Here is a 19,552-nt window from a genome sequence, read left to right as displayed (position 1 = left end):
CGTCGAAAGACAACCAGTGGTGCTGAAAGGCTGAACTTGACCCGCCAGGGCATGGGGCCGGACAAGGTACGGCAACCGCCAGTTATTTAGGTCGAGCCTTTGGCCACAACAACTCCTATATTTTGCGCGAAATGAGCTGACAGCCCCCGAAGCCCGACGCTTCTCATACGAATCGAAGCAGGCCAGTGTCCAAATCCGCCGCAGCGACCGCCTTCGATGCGCGTAGGGTCGGCGTCGGTTCACCAATCACGGTCGTTCCGGCCCCGGCGACACTTCTTGTCAGCACCCAGCCTGACTTACCTCGCACTGCCAGATAAGTCAGCTGAGAATCGCCGATCCACCCCGTCATGGTGTGTGCCCCCGCGCGGAGTCGGTGCCAACGTTGGCTCGCTATCATGCCCAGGCTCCTGTCGGTCGTAGTACCCGTCGAGCAGAAACTCAGAACGCCATCGCGATCACACGAATCCTTCGTCAACGAGGATGCATCCGGCCGTCGTCACGAGGTGGGCCTGGCCCGAACCGCCGACGACTCGGCACCAACTCTTCACATCTAAAACGCTGCCCCGCAATGAAATATCGAAGCCGCCGTACATACCGGGGACCGGGAACCACAGGTGGTTACCAGGGAGTTCGTGGAGGATCTCGACCAGCGGATATCGAAGCTCGGCACGTGGGTCCCGGCCGCCGAACAACCGACCACGGATCCTGCCGTCGATCAAGCCGGCCAGGTGGCGGTTCAACGAGTGCAGCTCTTCGACGTCGAGCTCCGACGATGGCGGCTTCAGGCGCCGCGCGCTCGTTGTAAGCGACTGCCGCCAGTGTTCGCCATAACCGCCCGCAGTGACCGTTTCATATTCCCCTTCGCAACGAACTTCATACGGTGTGCGCCCTCGTGAGTCAGGCAACGACCGTAACGCGTCACGCTGGATCAGGGCGGCGACAACGTCATTCGGCGCGTCATGCCATGCGGCCTGATGCAGAACCGTGAACCACGCTGTTCCGCCCGGCCGCCACTAGTTGACGTTTACCGGTTGCCGCGGGTCATCCAGCATTTCGAAAACGGTTGACCAGTCACCTGACTTCGCGGCATCGGCGAACCGATGACCGGACGACACCGCGGCGTCATGCAACAGGGAGGTGTCGTGCACCCCGTTCCACACGAATGTCATGAGCTTCGCTCCCGCTGTCCATCGGCGGTCTGCTGCGTCTGGAGTCTGCGCAGAGCTGATCGGAACGCGCTATTCGGGTGGGCATTCGGCAGCACTTCCAGTACGTCGCGCAGTGCTTCGTCGCCGCTGATCCCGCGCAGCCTTGCTCCGTATAGCGCCCCCATCGTCGGCGTCCGGCTGTACGCCCCGACGCAGTGCACCAACACCGTGCGTCCCTCGCGACGGAACTGCTCAATGAGGCGCACGGTGTCGTGCAGGACGAAGTCCAGATGCGGGTTCTCGTCGCGCTCCGGCCGATCGATCAGCCGCACTTCGACGTGCGGCATGTCGGCGCGCATATCCTCGTCCGCCAGTCGGCACATCGAGACCACCGCGTCCACCTCGGCCGGAAGCTGCCGAAGCGCACCGATGCCGCCGAGGAGAACGCCGTTGTCGTACGGATGCCGAACGCAGGTGTCGACCGAAGAGTGCGGATAGGAGAAGTCGAACTCGTCCGGCTTGCCCTTGCGCCCGATCGCCGACGCAAGCGAGACAAGCCCGCGCGCGGTGATCCCCGGCCACCCGTGCAGCTGCACGCGCCACGCCGCGGGCACCGCCGATGCGCCGTAGCCGGCCCCCAGTAGACCGCCGGCAATCGCCGCGACCGTGTCGGTGTCGTATCCCGCTCGGACGGCGGCATCCAGCGCCAACCGAAGGTAGTCCGCACGGAACACACCGTTGACCGGATCATCCTCCGGTACAGGCGTTGTCGAGATCGCCGACCATGCCGCCTGCAGGGCGGTCACCACCCAACCGTTGTTCGGGAACGATGCCGGGGGAGCTGCTTCCGCTTCATTCAGACGCTTCGCCCACAGCTCGCGCCGACGCGCGTCCAGATGCGGCAAGCCGACCCGAACGTCGAGCTTCCCCGTCAACACGGCGTGCCTGATCGCGCAGACCCACAACGCACACGCGTCTCCCGCGTCGGGGTCGAAGTGCGTGAGCTCGCTGAGGGCGCGTGCCGCCTCCACCATCGCGCCCTCATCGTCGAGATACGCCAGCGCTATCGGCGCGGTCCGCATCAGCGATCCGTTGCCGGCCGACCGTCCGGTGCGACGGTGATATTTCTCCGACTCCGCGCGGGCGCTGGCCGCGGTGATAACACCACCGCGCACTGCTGCCCTCAGCACCGAACTGGTCTGGATACCAATGTCTTTGGCGGATCGCGACCAATCGAGCCAACGCCGCACGATCGCATCCTGGGCGGCTTCGTCACGCAGGTCGGCGCCCGTCGCGGCCACCTCCGCGATCGCGATCGCCATCGACGTGTCGTCGGTCCATTCACCCGGACGCCACCCGCCTCCGCCGACCATCTCCACCTCGAACTCAGGCCCGCGCGGTGGTTTGAACTCGTACGGTGCCCCAAGTGCGTCTCCTGCCGCGGTCGCCAGAAGCACACCTTCGACACGATCATTGAATGAAGTCATTCGTCCGCCTCCTCCCAAGAGAGCTTTTGCGCAGTTATGCGCTAATGTCAACACTGTACTCTGAGTGACCGACATGAGCCGGAACGTATTCCGAGATAGCAGCGGGAGAACCCTCGAGGACTATCCGCGGCCGTCGGTCGCCGTCGACACCGCCGTGTTGACGCTCGATCCCGAGCATGGGTTGGCAGTCCTGCAAGTGCGCCGCGGAGGCAAGTCGGGTTGGGCGCTTCCTGGAACGTTCCTGCATGAGGGAGAGACGCTGACCGAGGCCGTCGACCGCTCGCTGCGCGACAAGGCCAACGTGCGAGGCCTGTGCCCAAGACAGTTGCACGTCTTCGATGACCCCAAGCGAGATGACCGCGGATGGGTGCTATCAGTCGCTCACGTGGCCGTGGTGCAGGCGAATCGACTCGATTCGCGGTTTCCGGATACGACCCGAATCGTTCCGATCTCCAGGACCGGTCGTTTAGCATTCGACCACGACAAAATCATTGTGCGCGCAGTCGAGCACGTACGTTCACGCTATGCCGACGAGCCGGACCCTGACGGTCTGCTCGACGAGGAGTTCACGCTCCGCCAGCTGCGCATCGCACACGAGGCTGTTCTGGGGTACACCCTTCAACGCGACACCTTCCGTCGAGCGATGGAATCGCACCTCGTTCCCACAGGCAGTACCACGGTTGGTACGAGGGGTCGTCCTGCAGAGTTGTTTCGGCGTCGTGAGACTGAGTCGAAGCGTCGCCGCGGGTCCTGAAGGTGCTCCACGCGGACGGTGCCGCAACCCAACCTCTTAGGACCCATGCAGGCCGGTTCGTTGCGGTACGTCAATGCAATCGGTTCACCGAGCTCATCGACCGGCCGAGGTATAGTGGCCGCAGCTTCACGAGATGCCGTCGCCAAGCTCCGACTAGACGGCACGCCAACCCCACGCTCGTGGGTGGCTCGGATGACGAAGCGGCCGACGCCAATCGGTGGCGGTAAGAGCGCCTCCTGAGTGGAGGCCCGAACGAGGACGGGCAATGACTGCGACCACTGAACCACAAGACGACCGAGACGGTCGTCCTGGCTGCATGAACCCCGGCGCCTATTGGTTACGGACTCGGCCTGTCGAGGGAGGAAGGTTGTGATGCCGTACCACGTCGGTTCCATTCCCCATATGCGCCGCCCGTGCGATCGGTGCGGCTACGCCACCCGGTACAAGCAGTACCCGGTGGTGTGCGGATGCACCTCGCCGGATCGCTGCCCGCACCCGCCCGCTTATGTCATCAATGGACTGTGCCGCCGCTGTGGTGGCGATGCGGGCGAACACCCGCATGGCGGTGGTGCGGCTCCGGTGTCCTAGTCGTAGCGGGCCCGCACGAGGACGTAGGCGTCGCGTCACCACCGCGATGCCTACGCAATAACTGTGTACTCGGTTGTTCTGCGATCCGATTGTCGGGGCGTCAAGGTACTTTGCCCGCCATGACGAACGAGAGCCCTGCCTGCGGCCGATGCGGATCGACCGCGCTGCACCACAAGGTCCACGGCATGCCGACCCCCGAGTTGTTCGAAGAGGCGGAGCGCCGGCCGGATCTTGCGCTGGCCGGGTGCTGCGTGATGCCGGGTGACTGGACCACCGAGTGTGTGACGTGCGGTCAGCGCAAAATCATTGGCCGAGGCGGCGATTCCGCATGGACGACGGCGACTCGGCCGGGCGTCGCCGCTCACCTCGTCACCGCGTACGCGGCGTCGGCGCGGCAGGCGCTGGGCACGGCGCAGACGCCGGCCATCTCCTATCTTGGGTTGTGGCTGTTGCTCGCCCGCTTCGCGCCGGTCGCGACCGGCGCACACCGCGCGCGACTGGCCGAGGTGCTCGGCGTGTCCTGCGATGAAGCCGCCACGCTGGCCGCCGAACTGCTCGACTCGCCGCACCCGACGGTCGCGGCGGCGCTCGGCGCGTGGTCGCGCTCCCCAGCGACGGCGACGCTGCCTGTCACGCTCGACGAGCTGCCCGACCAGGCTGCGCTGGACCGCTGGGCGGCCGAGCACACCCGCGGACTCATCGAGCAGTTCCCGCTACAGGTCGACTCGCTGACCGAGCTCGTCCTCGCTACCGCACTGGTCTTGCAGCCGCGGTGGACCACGGAACTGGACATCGACGAGGACGGGCGGCTTGTCCTCGACGGGGGACTGCAGACCATCGCCGACACCAGTGCCGCGGGACTCGTCGCCGTCGCCAAGCCGTTCAGCGAGGACGGCGTTGATGTCGTCAGTGTCATTGCCGCACCGAATATTTCACCGGCGGAGGTGTGGGAAGCTGTCGACGAGGTCATCGCCAAGCTCAACGAGGGTGCACTGTGGCACGGTGGGATTCCCGCCGATGGCCACGCGTGGACAGTCCGCGAAACGACCGAGACATTCGTCATATGGGACGCACCCGACGACTATGAAGATTTTTGGCGCAGTCACCTGCCGCGCTGGGACGCCACCGTGCAGAGCGCACTGACCGGCGCCCCTGGGGTGGCAGAGCTCGCCTCGTCATTGACAGAGGCTGTGCCAGGCCTCGACGGGTCGATCGAATGCGTGCAGGGGGCCACGGCCGCCTACGACGAGTACGGGTTTGAGGCCGCTGCCGTCACAGCCTTGGCGATGGCGACAGGCGCCCCGCAGCTCGTCGAGCGCACCATCCACCGCGTAGAGGTCACCTTCGACCGGCCGCATGCCGTCGTCGCGGTCGCCCGCGGCGGCGCTTGGGAGGGCGTGCCGCTGCTTCACTCCTGGGTCACGCCTTGAGGATCTGCTCGATATGCCCGCACCGGTAAAGCGCATGCCGCGCGTCAGGCGGCTTGGCGCTCCATCTCCCTAGTCGGCACGACGGACACCTCTGTGGCGGCGTCCAGCAACTGCTCGTGATTGTCACGCACACCGCGGTACGTCGACAGATACTGGTCGATCTGCTCGCGACGCAGCGGTCGCGCCCAGATGTTCTCGCTGGGGATCTCGATCCCACTGTCGTTGAACTCTGCGCGCTTCCGGGCACCAACGCGGAACCCCGCCACCGCTATCACCATCAAGACGACCAGGCTGGCCCCGATGATCCCGGCCACCGCACTTTGCGCGGCCAGCGCGTACACGAACGTTCCCAGTGCCGCGAAACTCAGCAGCAGACACACGTACCCAACCAACGTCGGCGGAATCCGCCCTAACGCCTTCAACACCAGTATCACCTCTCCTAAGTTTCAGCAATACGCTACGCGTATCGTAGCGCTACGTCTAGTGTAGCGTTTTTCCGGTCGGATGTATTCCCGGCTAGTAGGAGGTGCGATGGCACAGCGACGCGACGTCGACGACGGCATCACCGACGCCACCCTGGCCCTCTTGCGCACCCGAGGCCCTCAGTCCGTGACCGTCGAAGCCGTGGCGGCACGGTCGGGCATCGCGAAGACCACCATCTACCGCCGGCATCGCGACCGCCGCGAGATGCTGTCCGACGCGCTCTCGCGGGTGACCTCTCCCGAACCACTCCGCGCGGAAACCGAGGCGCCGGATCGGCTCCGCTGGCTCATCGCGGAAGCGGTCAAGGCGATCGGGGTCGGCGTCGGCTACGGCGGCTTCGCCGCCATGCTCACCGACGAAGACCCCGACTTCACCAAGCTCTTCCGGCGCATTCTTGCCAAGCAGCGGGCTGAACTGGAATCGGTGATCGATGCGGCCAAAGCCGACGGATCGTTTCGCGCCGATGTCGACGACGCCACCCTCATCGACGCCGTGGTCGGCGCGATCATCGCCGAGCGCGCACGGACCGGCCGCGTCGCCAAGGACTGGGAAGGGCGACTGTTCGACCTCTTTTGGCCGACCGTGCGGCCCTAAACGCTCTCGTCGTTTAGTTCTTTCTGTGCGGCCGCCTCAAGCGAATCGACCGTCAGCCAGGCGCTTCAGCGCCCGGCCGTCGGTCAGTTCGTCACGGCGATCCAGATTCTGCCAATAGAACCGGACCAGCTCGCGCAGAGCTCGTCCTTCCGGCGTGAACGAGGCCGCTGCGAAGGTCAGGACCTCCTCATCGGACATCACGACGACTATCGCATTCGGTGATGGTGCGGACTGTTTCGGTGAGGCATCGGTGACATCTACAACATGCGCCCAGTCACCGCCCTTCGGCCGCGACCCTTGCACGAACGTGAATCCGTTGGGCGTCAAGCGCAGGTAATGCACGCCGCCGCGCCGGAGCGTTCGCCACAGAATTGGCGCGCCTACGATCGCAGCGAGAGCGCTGGCGAGGGGAAAGTACATGCGCGTGTGCTCGGGCACCGGGATATCAACCATCCCGAGCGGTCCGAATATCGCGAACAAACCACAAGCCACCGTTGATCCGATGAGTGCGACCTGGAGAGGTAGGTCGACGCCTCGATCCGGCCGAATGGTCGTCCCCTCGTCGTCGAAATCGCCACTCGGGACGAGCTTCCCCGGAACGACCCGTGCGAACGGGACGATGAAACCCAGGAAGAACATCGCGAACCCCAGCGACACCACCGCCGTCAGGAAGTCGCCGCGCCCGATGCAGATAATCGTCCACACCAGCGCCAGAATGCCGAGCGGTCCGAAGAACAGCGTGCAGAGCAACGCGATGGGGAGAACCTTCATTTGGGACACACGATATTGCCGATGATTCCGCCAATATAACCGAATGTCCAAGTGCCGGCGATGCTTCCGACCACGGCGGCCCCCGGCGCCAATTGCGGAGCGCCGAAAGCCGAGGCTCCGGCCGCCGCCAAGGTGCCACCTGCATAACCCCCACCAACCCCTGCGCCTCCGGAGATCGCAGCCACGCAGCCGTCGTGAAACGTCTTGGCGGTCACCGTGTCGTACAGGGCCGTCGCCACACCCAGCGTCGGGCCGCCATACTTGGCCGCCTTCCCGAGGTTTTCGACCGACTGCGGTGAGAGCATGGGGATCCCGCGCTTGGCTTGTTCCTCCAGGCCCGTGAGTGCACCCCCGACGGTCGTGACCATCGGATGAGTGAAGAACTCGTCGGGTAAGACGCCATGGCGGCCGTCGGCCGCCGTCACGCCTCCGGTGGTCTTGCCATCTGGAGTTTGCGTCATGGTGACTTCGATGCCGTCAGCGAATCTGATGGACGTGTACTTCGTGCCGTCGTAGTTGGTCTTGTCCTGTGAGAACGTGCTGGACACTTCGTTGCCGTGCTTGTCGTAGTAGGTGTCCTCGACGCACGGAGCGAAATCGTTCCACTCATATATCTCGTGCCGGCTGCCATCCATCATCATCAGCGTCTGTCGCACCTGCCCGTCTTCGGTCACCCACTCGCGGCTCTCACGAACCGTCTGCGCCATGTCGTTGTCTCGAACGACTCCCTGTTGGATAAGCCCGTGGAGCGTCATCGGATCCGGGACTTCGTCAGCGGGTCGGGCAGCTCCCGTTGCAGGATTCAGATGCGGAAAGTCATTCGGCCTGGGCAGAGCGAAGCCGAGATTCTGAGCAGCAGCCTGCACCGACTCCGCGGTCGCGTCATCCGCGTCGCCGACTGCGGTCAGTAGGCGGTTGATCTCCTTCTGCTCTGCATGGGCCTGTGCCAATAGGCTGGCTGCCTTTTCGGCCGAGACGCGGGCAGGCTTGATGAGCACTACCCACATATCAGTGACCTGGAGCTCACCGGCATCCACCGACTCCGCGTGCTCGAGCAGGGCAGCGCGGGCACCTCCGATCGAACCGCTGCCCTTTCTCAGCGCTGTGGCGACCGCTTCGGTGTAGTGGGCGAATTCGGAGGTCGCATCGGTGGCCCGGCCAAACATCGCCGTGGCCGCGTCATGGGCCCCACCCGACCATGTCTGCGCCGCCGACATCCGGTCGATTCCATCGTCGAGATCGCGCACCGCTGTGTACACGGAATGACCCGCCGTTGCTAGAGCCGACGCGCCGGCCGTCGGCGATTCGGGATTCCACGCTTGTAGGCGCGGGCGTGAGGGCAGCACGGATCAAAACAGCCCGTCGAACGTTCCCGCAAGGGAGCTGTCGGTCACCTCGTACCGGTCTCCTGCGCCACGAACGGCCACCCCCATATCCTCGACGTTCGTGGCGATCGCATCCGCCTTCTTGGCCAAGTGTTCGCCGACGAGGCGCATTGCCCACTGTGTGGTTGACCCGGCAAGACCGTCGGCTGATGTCATCGCGTGCGAGCCCACGTCGGCGCCATCGATGGCCTCTGACGCTGTACTTACCTGTCCTGCGAAGGCGCGAAGTACTTCCGGATCGACAAGCAAGAGTCCCCCTTTTGATCACTTGGACCTCGACGAGCGTCGCGAATCAACCCTAACGCCGCTGTGGGTCGCGGCCGCGCGGCAATTTTCGTTCCGGATCGGTGATGGTCGGCCATCGACTCCGGCGTGATCAGCTGGCAGGATGACGCTCACGTTCACGCCTAGTCTGGGGTTTCGATGTGATCAATCGTCCTGTCTCCGTTGACTTCCACTTCGACGTCATGTGCCCGTTCGCGTATCAGACGTCGCGATGGATCCGCGAGGTGCGCAACCTGACGGGCCTCGAGGTGAACTGGCGCTTCTTCAGCCTCGAGGAGATCAACCGTCAGGACGGCAAGAAGCACCCGTGGGAGCGGGAGTGGTCTTACGGGTGGTCGATGATGCGCATCGGCGCCCTGCTGCGCCGGCAGTCGATGGCCGACCTCGACGCCTGGTACGAAAGGGCGGCGCGGGCCCTGCACGTCGACGGACAGAAGCCGCACGAAAAGGCCGTCGCGCGAGCTCTTTTGGAGGAACTCGGCTTCGACCCCGGGTTCGTCGACCAGGCCATCGCCGACCCGACCACCAACGACGAGGTGATGGCCGACCACCAGCGCGTCGTCGACGCCGGCGGCTACGGCGTGCCGACCCTGTTCTTCCCCGACGGGCAGTGCCTGTTCGGGCCGGTACTCATCGACCCGCCGACCGGGGAGGCGGCGCTGCGGCTGTGGGACGCCGTCGCCGCGTGGACGGAGTTTCCGCACCTCTACGAACTGCAACGCCCCAAGACGCCCGCCGATCAGCAGGCGATCACCGAGACCTTCCGCCCCTACCTCGGGGCTCGGGACTGGGTCTCGATCAACCGCGGCGAGGTCGTCAGCTTCGACCCGCCGCGTTGAGGCGGTGCCCTATACCTGCTCGTCATGCAGGCAAAGACGCGTTGGTACCAAGGTCGGTACTGATGCCGATACCTTCGGACTATGCCTGCCTTGAACGTCAACTTCAGTGACGAGCAGATGGAGCAGCTGCGTACCGCGGCGTCGGCGGGCGAGCTGTCGCTGCGCGCGTTCGTGCACCGTGCCGTTCTTGATGCCGCGAGCGATCACAAGTGCCGCGTGCGCGAAGGCGCGCGTATCGTCGCCGAACGCAGCGCAGAGCTCAATCGCCGTCTGGCGTGAGCGAATACCTCGACCGCGACGATGTTCTCGTCGCCGGTGCTGCGGCCGTAGGAGTGGAGCTCAGGGTCGCCGACTACGGTTTGCTCGACGCGGCGGTGGCTCGACCCCAAGCCACCGCCTTCGGCGTTGATGCGTATCCCGACCTCTCACCAAGGCGGCGGCGCTGCTGCAGTTCCTCGTGCGCAACCATGCGCTGGTCGATGGCAACAGCGCACGGCATGGGCCGCTGCATGGACGTTCCTGTACCTCAATGGCGTCGAGTTGGACCCTGACTTCGACGTCGACGACACGGAGAACTTCATGAATTCGGTTGCGACCGAGGGGGATCTGCAGCTTTCAGAACTCGCACCGAAGCTGCGAGCCTTTTCCTCGGAGTGACTGCAGCAGTTGAGCTCCGTCGTGATGCCCCGAGCCGCGTGCGATGATGGCGAATATCTCGAAAGCAAAGGAGCTTGAGATGGGATTTGAGCGAATCGACGAGTTGCTGAACGGCGTGACCGCCGATGGGTCGCTACACGGCGTCTCCGCGACAGTGGTCGGCCGCGACGGCGTCCTCTACCAAGGCGCGGCCGGAGATGCCAAGCCCGACAGCATGTTCCGCAATGCGTCCATGACCAAGGCCGTCGCCACCACCGCGGCGCTACAGCTCGTCGAACAAGATCGTATTCAGCTCGACGCGCCCGTCGCCTCGATCCTGCCCGAATTCGGCGAACTCCAGGTGCTCGACAGCTTCGACGGCCGCGAGCCGGTCCTGCGCGCACCCAAGGCGCAGGCGACTGTCCGCCAGCTGATGAACCACACAGCCGGCTGCGGCTACCACTTCCTCAACGACAAGCTCTACACCTACTGCACCGAGCAAGGCCTCCCCACGCCGCTCGACGGGGTCAAGCAGGGCCTGCACGTGCCGCTGGTCAACGATCCCGGCACGGTCTGGGAGTACGGCGTGAGCACCGACTGGCTCGGTCTGGTCGTCGAGGCCGTCAGCGGCCAGACACTGGCCGACTACCTCGCCGAGCACGTCTACGGCCCACTCAAGATGACGGACTCGACCTTCGCCCCCAGCGATGAGCAGCGCGATCGGCTGCTACCGGTTCGATTCCGCGCGCCCGACGGCAGCCTTCTGGAGACCGAGCTCGACCTGCCCGCCGAACCGGAGTGGGACGCGGCCGGCCACGGCTCCTACGGGACGATCGCCGACTACGGCCGATTCGTGCGCGCCTGGCTCAACGGCGGCGAGCTCGACGGTGCGCGCATCCTCAAGGAAGAGACGGTGCAGCTCGCCCTGCGGGACCACCTCGACGGAGTGCCGCTGCCGATGTCGATGGAACCGACAGTGCCCGAACTGTCGAATCCTGTTCAGCTGCTCGACGTCCCGCAGGGATGGGGTCTGGGCTTCCACCTGTATCTGGTCGATCTGCCCGGCATGCGCAGCGCCGGCTCCGCCGACTGGTCCGGGCTGTTCAACAGCTTCTTCTGGATCGACCGCAAAGCGGGGATCGGCGCCGTGATCGCGACGCAGCTGCTGCCATTCTTCGACGCAAAGATGGTCGAGACGATCCTCGGCTTCGAAGCCGCGGTCTACGCCGAGCTCGGCGCAGCGGTCTCCTGAACAGCGACGGGCCAACCCCAAGCGGCTGCTAAAGAACCGGGTGCCGAAGGCCCTTACGACCGCTCAGCGGCATAACTCCAGCCGGCTTGACCGTTCAGCGCACCGAAACTGCGCGCGGCCGGTGTGCTACAAATGTGCTACGGTCGTAGCATGTCCACGGTTGCGTCCCGCGAACTGCGAAACGACACAGCAGGCGTGCTTCGTCGAGTCCAGGGGGGCGAGGAGGTGACCATCACGGTGAACGGGCGAGCCGTCGCGGTGATCGCCGCCGTGCAGCCGATGCGTCGACGTTGGATAACAAAGACAGAGTTGGTCAAACGGCTCGAGGCCAGCCAGGCGGACCCCGGTTTGCGTGACGACCTCGCGGAGCTCGCCGGCGAAACGACCGACGAACTCGACGAGTTGTGACAACAGATCGGCCGCCGGCCGGCATCCTCGACACCTCGGTCTTCATCGCCGACGAGAGCGGGCGTCAACTGAAGACGTCGCTGATTCCGGATGAACTCGCCACGACTGTCGTGACACTAGCCGAACTGAATGCAGGCGTGCTCGCGGCGAAGACCTCTGAGATCCGGGCGCGTCGCCTCCGAACGTTGGATGCGATTGCTGATATGACCGCGTTGCCGGTCGACGAGGAGGCGGCCCAACTTTGGGCGCTGCTACGTGTCCGCTTGGCCGAGGCGGGGCGACGCGTCCGAGTCAATGATCTATGGATTGCTGCCATCGCAGCTGCCAAGCACTTACCAGTCGTCACGCAGGACAGCGACTTCGATGCCCTCGAGGGCATCGCCGGCCTCGTGATAATCCGCGTCTGACCCTAGCCCGTAGGCGACCCTCCGACTCCCTATGCCGCCACCAAGGACCCGAGCTTGACGTCGGGGTTGTCTCGCTGAAAACCCTCCAGCCGCCACGGAGTCGAGAACAACACCAGCATGACTCCGTCACTGCGGGTCAGCACCTCGGCCGAGACCTGCTTGTCCATGAACTCCGCATCAGCGGGGTCGACGACCCGCGCGACCTGATACGGCAACGACTCCAGCGCAATCGGCGTGCTGAACTCGGCGGCCATCCGGTGTACCGCCACCTCGAACTGCATCGGGCCCACCGCCGCGAACACCGGCGCCTGCTCGCCGCGCTTGTCCGAACGCAGCACCTGCACCACGCCCTCCTGCTCGAGCTGTTCGATACCGCGCCGGAACTGCTTGTGCTTGCTCGGATCGGTGCCACGCGCGACCGCGAAGTGCTCGGGGGAGAAGCTCGGGATCGGCGGGAACTGCACGGGCACATCGCGATACAGCGTGTCGCCGGGTCGCAGCGCAGCCGCGTTGGCCAACCCGATCACATCGCCGGGCCAAGCATCGTCGAGCGTGGCGCGCTGCTGGCCGAACACCGACTGCGCGTACTTGGTGACGAACGGCTTACCGGTGGCGGCGTGGGTGAGCACATCGCCGCGCTCGAATGTTCCCGAGACGACGCGCGCGTAGGCGATGCGGTCGCGGTGCGCGGAGTCCATACCGGCCTGCACCTTGAAAACAAAAGCGCTGAACGGTGATTCGACTGCACGGCGAGCCCCGTCGACATCGACCGCTCCGCTCGGCGACGGCGCGAGTTCGACCAGCACATCGAGGAGTTGGTTCACCCCGAAGTTCAGCGCCGCCGAGGTGAACAGCGTCGGCGAGGCCGTCCCAGCGAGGAACTCCTCGCGGTCGTAGTCGCCGCCGTCGGCGCTCAGCAGCTCGGACTCCTCAACTGCGGTGTCCCAGTCGTCGCCGGCGGCCGCGTGCGCGTCGTCGGCTGCGATGTGTTCCTCGGGCGCAGCGGTCGCACCGCCCGCGGTGCGGGTGAACCGGATGAACTGGCCGCCGCGGCGGTCCAGTACCCCCTTGAAGTCGCCGGCGATGCCGACCGGCCAGGTCAGGGGAGTGGGTCGCAATCCGATGCGGGTCTGAATCTCGTCGACGAGCTCGAGGGCGTGCCGGCCGGGCCGGTCCCACTTGTTGATGACCGTGATGATCGGGATGCCGCGGTGCTTACACACCTGAAACAGCTTCAGTGTTTGCGGCTCAAGGCCTTTGGCGGCGTCGATGAGCATCACCGCGCAGTCGACCGCCGTCAGCACCCGGTAGGTGTCCTCGGAGAAGTCGGCGTGGCCGGGAGTGTCGAGCAGGTTGATGACGCATTCGCGGTACGGGAACTGCAGCACCGTAGACGTGATCGAGATGCCCCTGGCCTTCTCCATCTCCATCCAGTCCGACACCGTCGCGCGACGGCCCGCTTTGCCGTGCACCGCACCAGCCTCGGTGATGACCCGGGCGTGCAGCGCCAGCGCCTCGGTCAACGTGGACTTGCCGGCGTCGGGGTGGCTGATGACGGCGAAGGTTCTGCGGCGGCCCGCCTCGGCGGAGATACGGCCAGGTGGGGAGGCATCGGCGCTCGGCGCAGCCGTCAGAGCAGTGTCGGTCATAGCGGTAGCGATGGTATTGGCTCGGTACCACAAACCAGTAATCGGACGCTGCATGGCAACGCTGTGATTGGCCGGCTCGCCGAGCTTCAGCCCTGATCGGCGATGAGCCTTTCCAGGAGGTCAACGATGTGCTGTTGGCCTTCGGCCGCTACATCGAGCTTTCCGCGCATTTCGCTGCGCAAATCAGTCAGGTCCTCGCGCAAGGCGTTGAAGCCGGAGACAGTGGCCCGACGAAAGTCGCGAAGCTCGTTGTGGAATTCGGTGACGTCGCGGTCGGCCGCGCCGGCGAGGACACGGGCAGCTGCGGCGTCCTGCTCACTCGCCTGTACCCGCTGCGCAAGCCCACGCACCTGGGTTTCCAACGCCTCCACGCGGGCTTCGAGGTTGTCAGGCTCCACGCTCCCGAGCCTACCGCCGTCCCCGCCCTGTCCAACGCATGAATCGTGGCCGTCGCGCTTTCGTCGTCCGCGCCGCGCAATAGCAGCGGTCCCTGCCTCACGACGAGCGGAGGCTCGCCGGCTGCGTCGTCTGCTGCCAGTTCGCGTAGATCTCGGCCAGGAAGTGCTCGACGGCGACCGCGGCGTGAGCGGCGCGCGCCGAGCCGAACATGTCGAAAGCATGCTGTGCGAACGGTAATTCGGCGTAGACGACCGGCTGGGTGCTGACGTCGCGCAGCTTCGACACGAACGCCCGCGCCTGCTCGACGGGAACCAGCGAGTCGTTGGTGCCGTGCAGGAGGAAGAACGGCGGAGCGTCGGCGGCGACATGGTTCACCGGCGACGCGTCGGCGTACGTCTCCAAGCTCGTCTTCTGCGGTTGCTTGATGACCATCTGCTCGAGCAGCTCCGGCATCGACGGATGCATCGCGTCCTCGAAGCGGGTGAAGTCGTACACCCCGTAGAACGGCACCGCGGTTTGCACGCTTGTGTCGACGTCTTCGAAGCCCGGCTGATACCGCGGGTCGTTGGGCGTCAGCGCGGCCAGCGACGACAGGTGCCCGCCGGCCGAGCCTCCGGTGATCGCGATGAAGTCCGGGTCGCCGCCATACTCCGCGATATGCGTCTTCACCCACGCCAGCGCGCGCTTCACGTCGACGATGTGGTCGGGCCACGTGTTGCGCGGGCTGTGCCGGTAGTTGACCGCCACGCAGATCCAGCCGAGCTCGGCGAGATGACTCATCAACGGATGCGCTTGTCCGCGTTTGTTTCCCGTCACCCACGCGCCGCCGGGGATCTGGAACAACACCGGTGCCTTACCGTTCCGGTCGAGATCGGACCGCCGCCAGATGTCGAGCTTGTTTGCGCCGCCGTATTCGCCGTAGCTGATGTCACCGTCATGGGCGTAGTCGCGGTAGATCCGCAGCATCCGCAACGCGCCCGGGCTCTTGGCGGTGCCGCCCCCGGCAGCTCGGCGCCACAAGCCCGTCGAGTCGGTGCGGCGACGCGTCCCCAGGCCCTTGTCGAGCGCGGCGGTCAGCGGGGCCGCCGCCTTGTGACCCGCGCGACTGAAGTTCAACAGACCAGCCGCCGAGACAGCAGCCGTCAGCCAGGCGATGATCCGCACCGGACGGGTCAGCCGACGAGCTGTCAACGCCAGACCACCGAGCTGGCTCACCAGCGTCTGCAGCGGGAACTCGCTGACCACCAGACCGAAGCCGAACGAGAAGATCGACGGATAGCCCCTACGCGCCAACGGCCGGTAGCCGTTGAGCGTCGAGGCCGCTGTCACCGCCGTGACCACCAGCGCCGCGACCTGCCGGGCGATGTGGAGGAATCGATCCTTGCGCATTCGGTCACGATACGAGGCGATGCCGCCGCGGCGTCGTCCGGAACGGACAGGCGGCGGTGGCGTATGGGAGACTTTCGGCATTCGCATCGGCGTGATGGTGCGATCCGCGGGGGGTTCCGCCTGGTGCACCGCACCGACATGGTCGTCGGTCTGCGCCTCATCACGCCTGGTAGAGCACGGAAGATGTTGGAGTTTCCATGTCCGCTCACAGAGCATCTCAGCAGAACCACGATGTCTCACCGGTCGCGTCTGCGCTCGTTTGGCTCGGCGGCGGCGATCGGCGTGACCTGAGCGCCCGCCATGAGCAGTCGACGCTGGTCAGCGCAGGTGTGGTGGTGCTGGTCGCCGCGCTGCTGGCGTGGCTCGTGGCGGCCGTCGCGCTGGATTCGTCGACCACCTGGCCGCTGATGGCCGTCGTCGCGGTGACCTCGACGTTCGGCCTGCTTGTCGGCGCGGTGAGCCGTGTGCTCGCAGCTGGGGCGGTCCGAGGCGCCGGCGTGGTGGGACGTGCGGCCGTCGCGGTTGCTGTCGGGCTCGTCGTCGGCGAGCTCGCAGCCGTCGTCGTGTTCTCCGGATCGGTCGATCGGCTGCTGGAGGAGCGCGCGGCGATGGCTGCCGACGGGACGCCCGCGGTAACGAGAGCCGCGGCCGACCTGGACCGAAGTCGTGCGGCGCGCGATGGGCTCGACGCGGCTGTGGAGCAGGCGGTGCAACGCCGCCAGGAAGCGCTCGTGGTGGCGCGTTGTGAGTTCAATCCGAGGCCCGACTGCCCCCAGACATTCATCACCGGTGTGCCCGGCGCCGGGCCGGAGAACCGGACGGCCAACGACTTCCTCGCCGACGCTCAACTCGCGCTCGACGCCACGCTGGCTGAACGGGACCGCCTTGCGCCCGAGCTCGACGCCCAGGTTGCCGACGCCGAGCAGGCGCTGTCGCAGGCCCGGCAGGCCGCGGCGGCCGGCGCGGATCGCGGACTGGGCGCGCGGTGGGTCGCCATGAACGATCACACGCTCGGCGAGGCTGGTGCGCTGATGCTGCGGCTGCTCGTCGACGCGTTCTTCGTCCTGCTCGCCTTGCTGCCGCTGATCCTGCGGCTGTGGCGGGGGGAGACGTCACAGGATCGTGGGATCGCCGCCGATGCCGAGCGGGATCGAGCCGAGCTGCAGGCCGACACGTCAGTCGCGGTGAAACGGGCCGAGGTGCGCGCCGCGATCGAGAACATGTGGGCCGAACAGCAGCTGGCCAGTGCCCGAATGGCGGTCGAGGCGCAGCTGGAGATCGACCGGGAGCAGCAGCGCCGACGGGTGATCGAGGCGATCGAGCCGGCTGTTTCCGCACGCGCCGAGCGCATCATTGAGCCTCAGGATGTGTACTTGCCGATCGCCGCGGAGGCCGAAGCGGCGAGTCTCGTTGCGGCCGAGGCGCCTTCCGTCGAGACGCCTGAGGTTGTCACACCCCAGAACCTGCCCGCGCCGGTCGACGACGACCGCTCGGTGGAGCCCACCGGCGAGGGCGGGCGTTCGCTGATTCCCGGTATCCCGGATGTCACCCGCGCCGCCGCGCGGTGGATTCGTCCGCTGGTACCGCCGATCATCGCCAACGCCATCGACACCACCACCAAGCCGCTGCGCGGTGTGCGGCAGATTCTCGAGGAGACCGAGGAGATTCACTTCTCGATGCGGCGCACCCGCAAGGTGACGAACCACATGGAGGAAAGTGTTTCCGATGCGTCGGGTAGCGCGAGAGCGACGACCGTCCGGGACGACGATTGCGACTACGGCTATGGTCACGTCGGGCGCGGCGCGGGGCCCGCATCGGCCGCAGTGACGAGCGAGGGCCACGCCGAACTCGCCGGCGGCGGTGCGCGTGAGCTCAGCGGCCATCGCGGTCCGCGCGAACTGCCGCCCGGGCGCTAGCTTTTCGCGGCTGCGCGCACCTGCTTCTCGATTCGCTTGAAAAGCGCGTCGTCGGTGACAACTTGGGATGAAGTCGTTGACGCCTGAGGAGAATCAGGCACGCATTTGACCGCCGCGTCCTAAAGTCAGGACGCTGCGTAAGCTGCGGGCGTGAGCGAGCAGGACCGCGTCCGCTGGGAGGAGCGGTATCAGAGCCGCGAGGCACCGCGAGCGGTTGCGGCCGAGCTCCCTGCCGTGTTCGCTCCGTTTGCGAACGAGTTTCCGACCGAGGGACGAGCACTGGACTTGGCGTGTGGGCTGGGTTCAGCGAGCGTCTGGCTCGCGCGTCGCGGCATGGAGGTTTGGGGAGTGGATATCTCGGCGACGGCCATCCGGCGGGCACGGGACCTCGCCGCGCGTAGCGGCGTGAGCGATCGATGTCGGTTCGACGTCGTCGATCTCGATCTGGGCCTGCCCGCAGGCCTGTCCGTCGATGCCGTTGTCTGCCACCGGTTCCGGGACACTCGGCTTGATCAACCGATCATTGAGCGGTTGGCGCCCGGTGGACTACTGGCGATCTCGGCGCTGAGCGTGGTCGACGCGGAGCCGGGGCGCTTTCGAGTCGCGCCTGGGGAACTGGTCGCCGCGTTCGCCGAACTCACGGTTATCGCAGCGGGCGAAGGTAACGGCGAAGCGTGGCTGCTGGCGAGAAAGCCGGTACCGGTCTGACGGCTTCAGTCCCGCGACCTAGGCGTGTGGTTGCCGTGCTACGCGGCGCGGTTCATGCGCTCGTAGAACTCTTTCATCGACTCCACGCTCCGAAAAACTGGCATGTACCGAACACCCTCGCGTTTCCATGTTCATTAGGCGCCTCAAGGCTTCCGATAGTGAAGCCTGTCGCTGCAGCAGCACGTCCTCTAATGCGGAAGTACTTGCCTAGAACGTATTCGGTCCGTGGACTCTGCTATCTCGTTGCGTGCGGAAGTCAGCGGTGTCCGTTCGCTTCGAGGATTCCAGCATGCGCTGCTTCGTAGTGTTCGCCAATGATGTCTCGGACCCAAAGTAGTTGCTCAGCTGTCGTCTTCGTCTTGAAGCTGACAGATTCGACTAACTCTTCGAGGGGCGCATTAGGTGGGGGGGCGAATTCCGTCAAGTACTGCCACCGATGCGACCTGTCATGAGGTCCGAATTCGTTGGGCGCATTGAGAGGGGCGATCATGCAATTGATACTGCCCTCGCGAGAGGATTCGTAGACCTGGATCTTGCAGTCACTAGATCGATAGTAGACAACACCGCCCGACCTTCCCCCCTCGTCCACGCTGAGGTCGACGTCTTCCAGCTCAAATCCTCGTTCAGTCAACAGAGGACCGACGGTGGACTGCACTTGGCTCAAGAAGTCATCCATTTCCATCAACCTTCCTTCTTCACCCACGAATTGCCAACGCGCTCATATCCATATGTTGCTGCGTTCTGCACGAGGAACTTTATCTCCCTCGCTGAGAAAGAATTTGGGTCGGTGCGGATCACGTCTTCAATCGACGTGAATCGCGTGCCTTCGACGATGTAGTCGATGCGAGGAACGCCCCTTTCCATCTGGGTTTGGAGGAACTGCTCGTTGACTATCCAGCCAAGAGCGTTTGCCTCCGGCTTGCTGAGGCCGTCGCCAATGGCATTCCTGAATCGCCCTGGAAATGTTGGAGGCTCCTGACCTTGGAAACGAGGATGCAGGTATGCCGAAGGAACAGTCTGCCGG

General features: G+C 65.4%; 20 protein-coding genes, 2 pseudogenes and 1 riboswitch. Of the genes and pseudogenes, 11 read left to right on the top strand and 11 right to left on the bottom strand.

The window, feature by feature from the left end; translation table 11 throughout:
• Window positions 1-455 precede the first annotated feature (455 nt).
• Both AU192_RS25940 and AU192_RS10430 read right to left on the bottom strand, forming a co-directional pair.
• A complete protein-coding gene (locus AU192_RS25940; protein ID WP_242656926.1) occupies window positions 456-740 on the bottom strand; it encodes a hypothetical protein in 285 nt (94 codons plus the stop codon).
• Between the two features lie 425 nt (window positions 741-1,165).
• Complete coding sequence (locus AU192_RS10430; protein WP_064395765.1) at window positions 1,166-2,635, bottom strand: ADP-ribosylglycohydrolase family protein; 1,470 nt, start codon at window positions 2,633-2,635, stop codon at window positions 1,166-1,168.
• A gap of 73 nt (window positions 2,636-2,708) precedes the next feature.
• Between AU192_RS10430 and AU192_RS10425 the strand changes: the two genes are divergently transcribed.
• Window positions 2,709-3,389, top strand: coding sequence for an NUDIX hydrolase (locus tag AU192_RS10425; RefSeq protein ID WP_064395764.1), 681 nt, complete (start codon window positions 2,709-2,711; stop codon window positions 3,387-3,389).
• Window positions 3,390-3,513: 124 nt separating this feature from the next.
• A riboswitch (SAM riboswitch) is annotated at window positions 3,514-3,625 on the top strand.
• A 471-nt stretch (window positions 3,626-4,096) separates the two neighbouring features.
• Window positions 4,097-5,407, top strand: coding sequence for a serpin family protein (locus tag AU192_RS10420; RefSeq protein ID WP_064395761.1), 1,311 nt, complete (start codon window positions 4,097-4,099; stop codon window positions 5,405-5,407).
• Window positions 5,408-5,451: 44 nt separating this feature from the next.
• Here AU192_RS10420 and AU192_RS10415 read toward each other — a convergent pair whose 3' ends face one another.
• Complete coding sequence (locus AU192_RS10415) at window positions 5,452-5,832, bottom strand: hypothetical protein (RefSeq protein ID WP_064395847.1); 381 nt, start codon at window positions 5,830-5,832, stop codon at window positions 5,452-5,454.
• A gap of 106 nt (window positions 5,833-5,938) precedes the next feature.
• Here AU192_RS10415 and AU192_RS10410 point away from each other — a divergent pair, with 106 nt between their 5' ends.
• Entirely contained in the window at window positions 5,939-6,484 is a 546-nt protein-coding gene (locus tag AU192_RS10410; RefSeq protein ID WP_064395759.1) for a TetR/AcrR family transcriptional regulator, read from the top strand.
• A 36-nt stretch (window positions 6,485-6,520) separates the two neighbouring features.
• On the opposite strand, the gene AU192_RS10405 is transcribed toward AU192_RS10410, so the two are convergent.
• From AU192_RS10405 to AU192_RS10395, 3 genes are all read right to left on the bottom strand, one after another.
• Window positions 6,521-7,255 carry a hypothetical protein gene (locus AU192_RS10405; RefSeq protein WP_064395757.1) on the bottom strand — a complete coding sequence of 245 codons (735 nt, stop codon included), beginning with the start codon at window positions 7,253-7,255 and terminating at the stop codon, window positions 6,521-6,523.
• Complete coding sequence (locus AU192_RS10400; protein WP_082694968.1) at window positions 7,252-8,514, bottom strand: hypothetical protein; 1,263 nt, start codon at window positions 8,512-8,514, stop codon at window positions 7,252-7,254. Before AU192_RS10400 ends, AU192_RS10405 begins: the two co-directional genes overlap by 4 nt.
• 90 nt (window positions 8,515-8,604) lie before the next feature.
• Window positions 8,605-8,889, bottom strand: coding sequence for a WXG100 family type VII secretion target (locus tag AU192_RS10395; protein WP_064395754.1), 285 nt, complete (start codon window positions 8,887-8,889; stop codon window positions 8,605-8,607).
• A 176-nt stretch (window positions 8,890-9,065) separates the two neighbouring features.
• Here AU192_RS10395 and AU192_RS10390 point away from each other — a divergent pair, with 176 nt between their 5' ends.
• The 6 genes and pseudogenes from AU192_RS10390 (at window position 9,066) to AU192_RS10370 (ending at window position 12,467) form a co-directional block, all read left to right on the top strand.
• Window positions 9,066-9,764, top strand: coding sequence for a mycothiol-dependent nitroreductase Rv2466c family protein (locus AU192_RS10390; RefSeq protein WP_064395753.1), 699 nt, complete (start codon window positions 9,066-9,068; stop codon window positions 9,762-9,764).
• An 81-nt stretch (window positions 9,765-9,845) separates the two neighbouring features.
• Entirely contained in the window at window positions 9,846-10,043 is a 198-nt protein-coding gene (locus AU192_RS10385) for a hypothetical protein (RefSeq protein ID WP_064395751.1), read from the top strand.
• Window positions 10,040-10,421, top strand: a pseudogene (locus tag AU192_RS25050) (type II toxin-antitoxin system death-on-curing family toxin). The gene AU192_RS10385 and the pseudogene AU192_RS25050 overlap by 4 nt, the downstream one beginning before the upstream one ends.
• A gap of 79 nt (window positions 10,422-10,500) precedes the next feature.
• The gene (locus tag AU192_RS10380) at window positions 10,501-11,652 is read left to right on the top strand and encodes a serine hydrolase domain-containing protein (RefSeq protein ID WP_064395750.1); all 1,152 of its coding nucleotides are present in this window, start codon (window positions 10,501-10,503) and stop codon (window positions 11,650-11,652) included.
• 150 nt (window positions 11,653-11,802) lie between these two features.
• Entirely contained in the window at window positions 11,803-12,060 is a 258-nt protein-coding gene (locus AU192_RS10375) for a type II toxin-antitoxin system Phd/YefM family antitoxin (RefSeq protein WP_064395748.1), read from the top strand.
• Window positions 12,057-12,467, top strand: coding sequence for a type II toxin-antitoxin system VapC family toxin (locus tag AU192_RS10370; protein ID WP_120275559.1), 411 nt, complete (start codon window positions 12,057-12,059; stop codon window positions 12,465-12,467). Before AU192_RS10375 ends, AU192_RS10370 begins: the two co-directional genes overlap by 4 nt.
• Window positions 12,468-12,496: 29 nt before the next feature.
• Here AU192_RS10370 and AU192_RS10365 read toward each other — a convergent pair whose 3' ends face one another.
• From AU192_RS10365 to AU192_RS10355, 3 genes are all read right to left on the bottom strand, one after another.
• On the bottom strand, window positions 12,497-14,116 hold the full coding sequence (locus AU192_RS10365; RefSeq protein WP_064395746.1) for a peptide chain release factor 3: 1,620 nt from the start codon (window positions 14,114-14,116) through the stop codon (window positions 12,497-12,499).
• Window positions 14,117-14,202: 86 nt separating this feature from the next.
• Window positions 14,203-14,514 carry a hypothetical protein gene (locus AU192_RS10360; RefSeq protein WP_064395745.1) on the bottom strand — a complete coding sequence of 104 codons (312 nt, stop codon included), beginning with the start codon at window positions 14,512-14,514 and terminating at the stop codon, window positions 14,203-14,205.
• Window positions 14,515-14,611: 97 nt separating this feature from the next.
• Window positions 14,612-15,904 (bottom strand): alpha/beta hydrolase, encoded by a 1,293-nt coding sequence (locus tag AU192_RS10355; RefSeq protein WP_064395742.1) that lies wholly within the window; start codon window positions 15,902-15,904, stop codon window positions 14,612-14,614.
• A 197-nt stretch (window positions 15,905-16,101) separates the two neighbouring features.
• On the opposite strand from AU192_RS10355, the gene AU192_RS10350 reads away from it, so the two are divergent.
• Both AU192_RS10350 and AU192_RS10345 read left to right on the top strand, forming a co-directional pair.
• Window positions 16,102-17,820: a DUF4407 domain-containing protein gene (locus AU192_RS10350; RefSeq protein WP_064395740.1), complete on the top strand. Its 1,719-nt coding sequence runs from the start codon at window positions 16,102-16,104 to the stop codon at window positions 17,818-17,820.
• A 150-nt stretch (window positions 17,821-17,970) separates the two neighbouring features.
• Window positions 17,971-18,528: a class I SAM-dependent methyltransferase gene (locus tag AU192_RS10345; RefSeq protein ID WP_064395739.1), complete on the top strand. Its 558-nt coding sequence runs from the start codon at window positions 17,971-17,973 to the stop codon at window positions 18,526-18,528.
• Between the two features lie 256 nt (window positions 18,529-18,784).
• Here the strand turns inward: AU192_RS10345 and AU192_RS10340 are convergent, their stop codons facing one another.
• A complete protein-coding gene (locus AU192_RS10340; protein WP_082694967.1) occupies window positions 18,785-19,210 on the bottom strand; it encodes a hypothetical protein in 426 nt (141 codons plus the stop codon).
• Window positions 19,210-19,552 (bottom strand): annotated as a pseudogene (locus tag AU192_RS25670) (hypothetical protein); the annotation flags it as partial. The pseudogene AU192_RS25670 and the gene AU192_RS10340, both read right to left, overlap by 1 nt.

The organism is Mycobacterium lehmannii (assembly GCF_001499925.1).
Classification (GTDB): Bacteria; Actinomycetota; Actinomycetes; order Mycobacteriales; family Mycobacteriaceae; genus Mycobacterium; species Mycobacterium lehmannii.
Note: the sequence above shows the minus strand (reverse complement) of the source record. Positions and strands in the feature narration are given on the sequence as shown.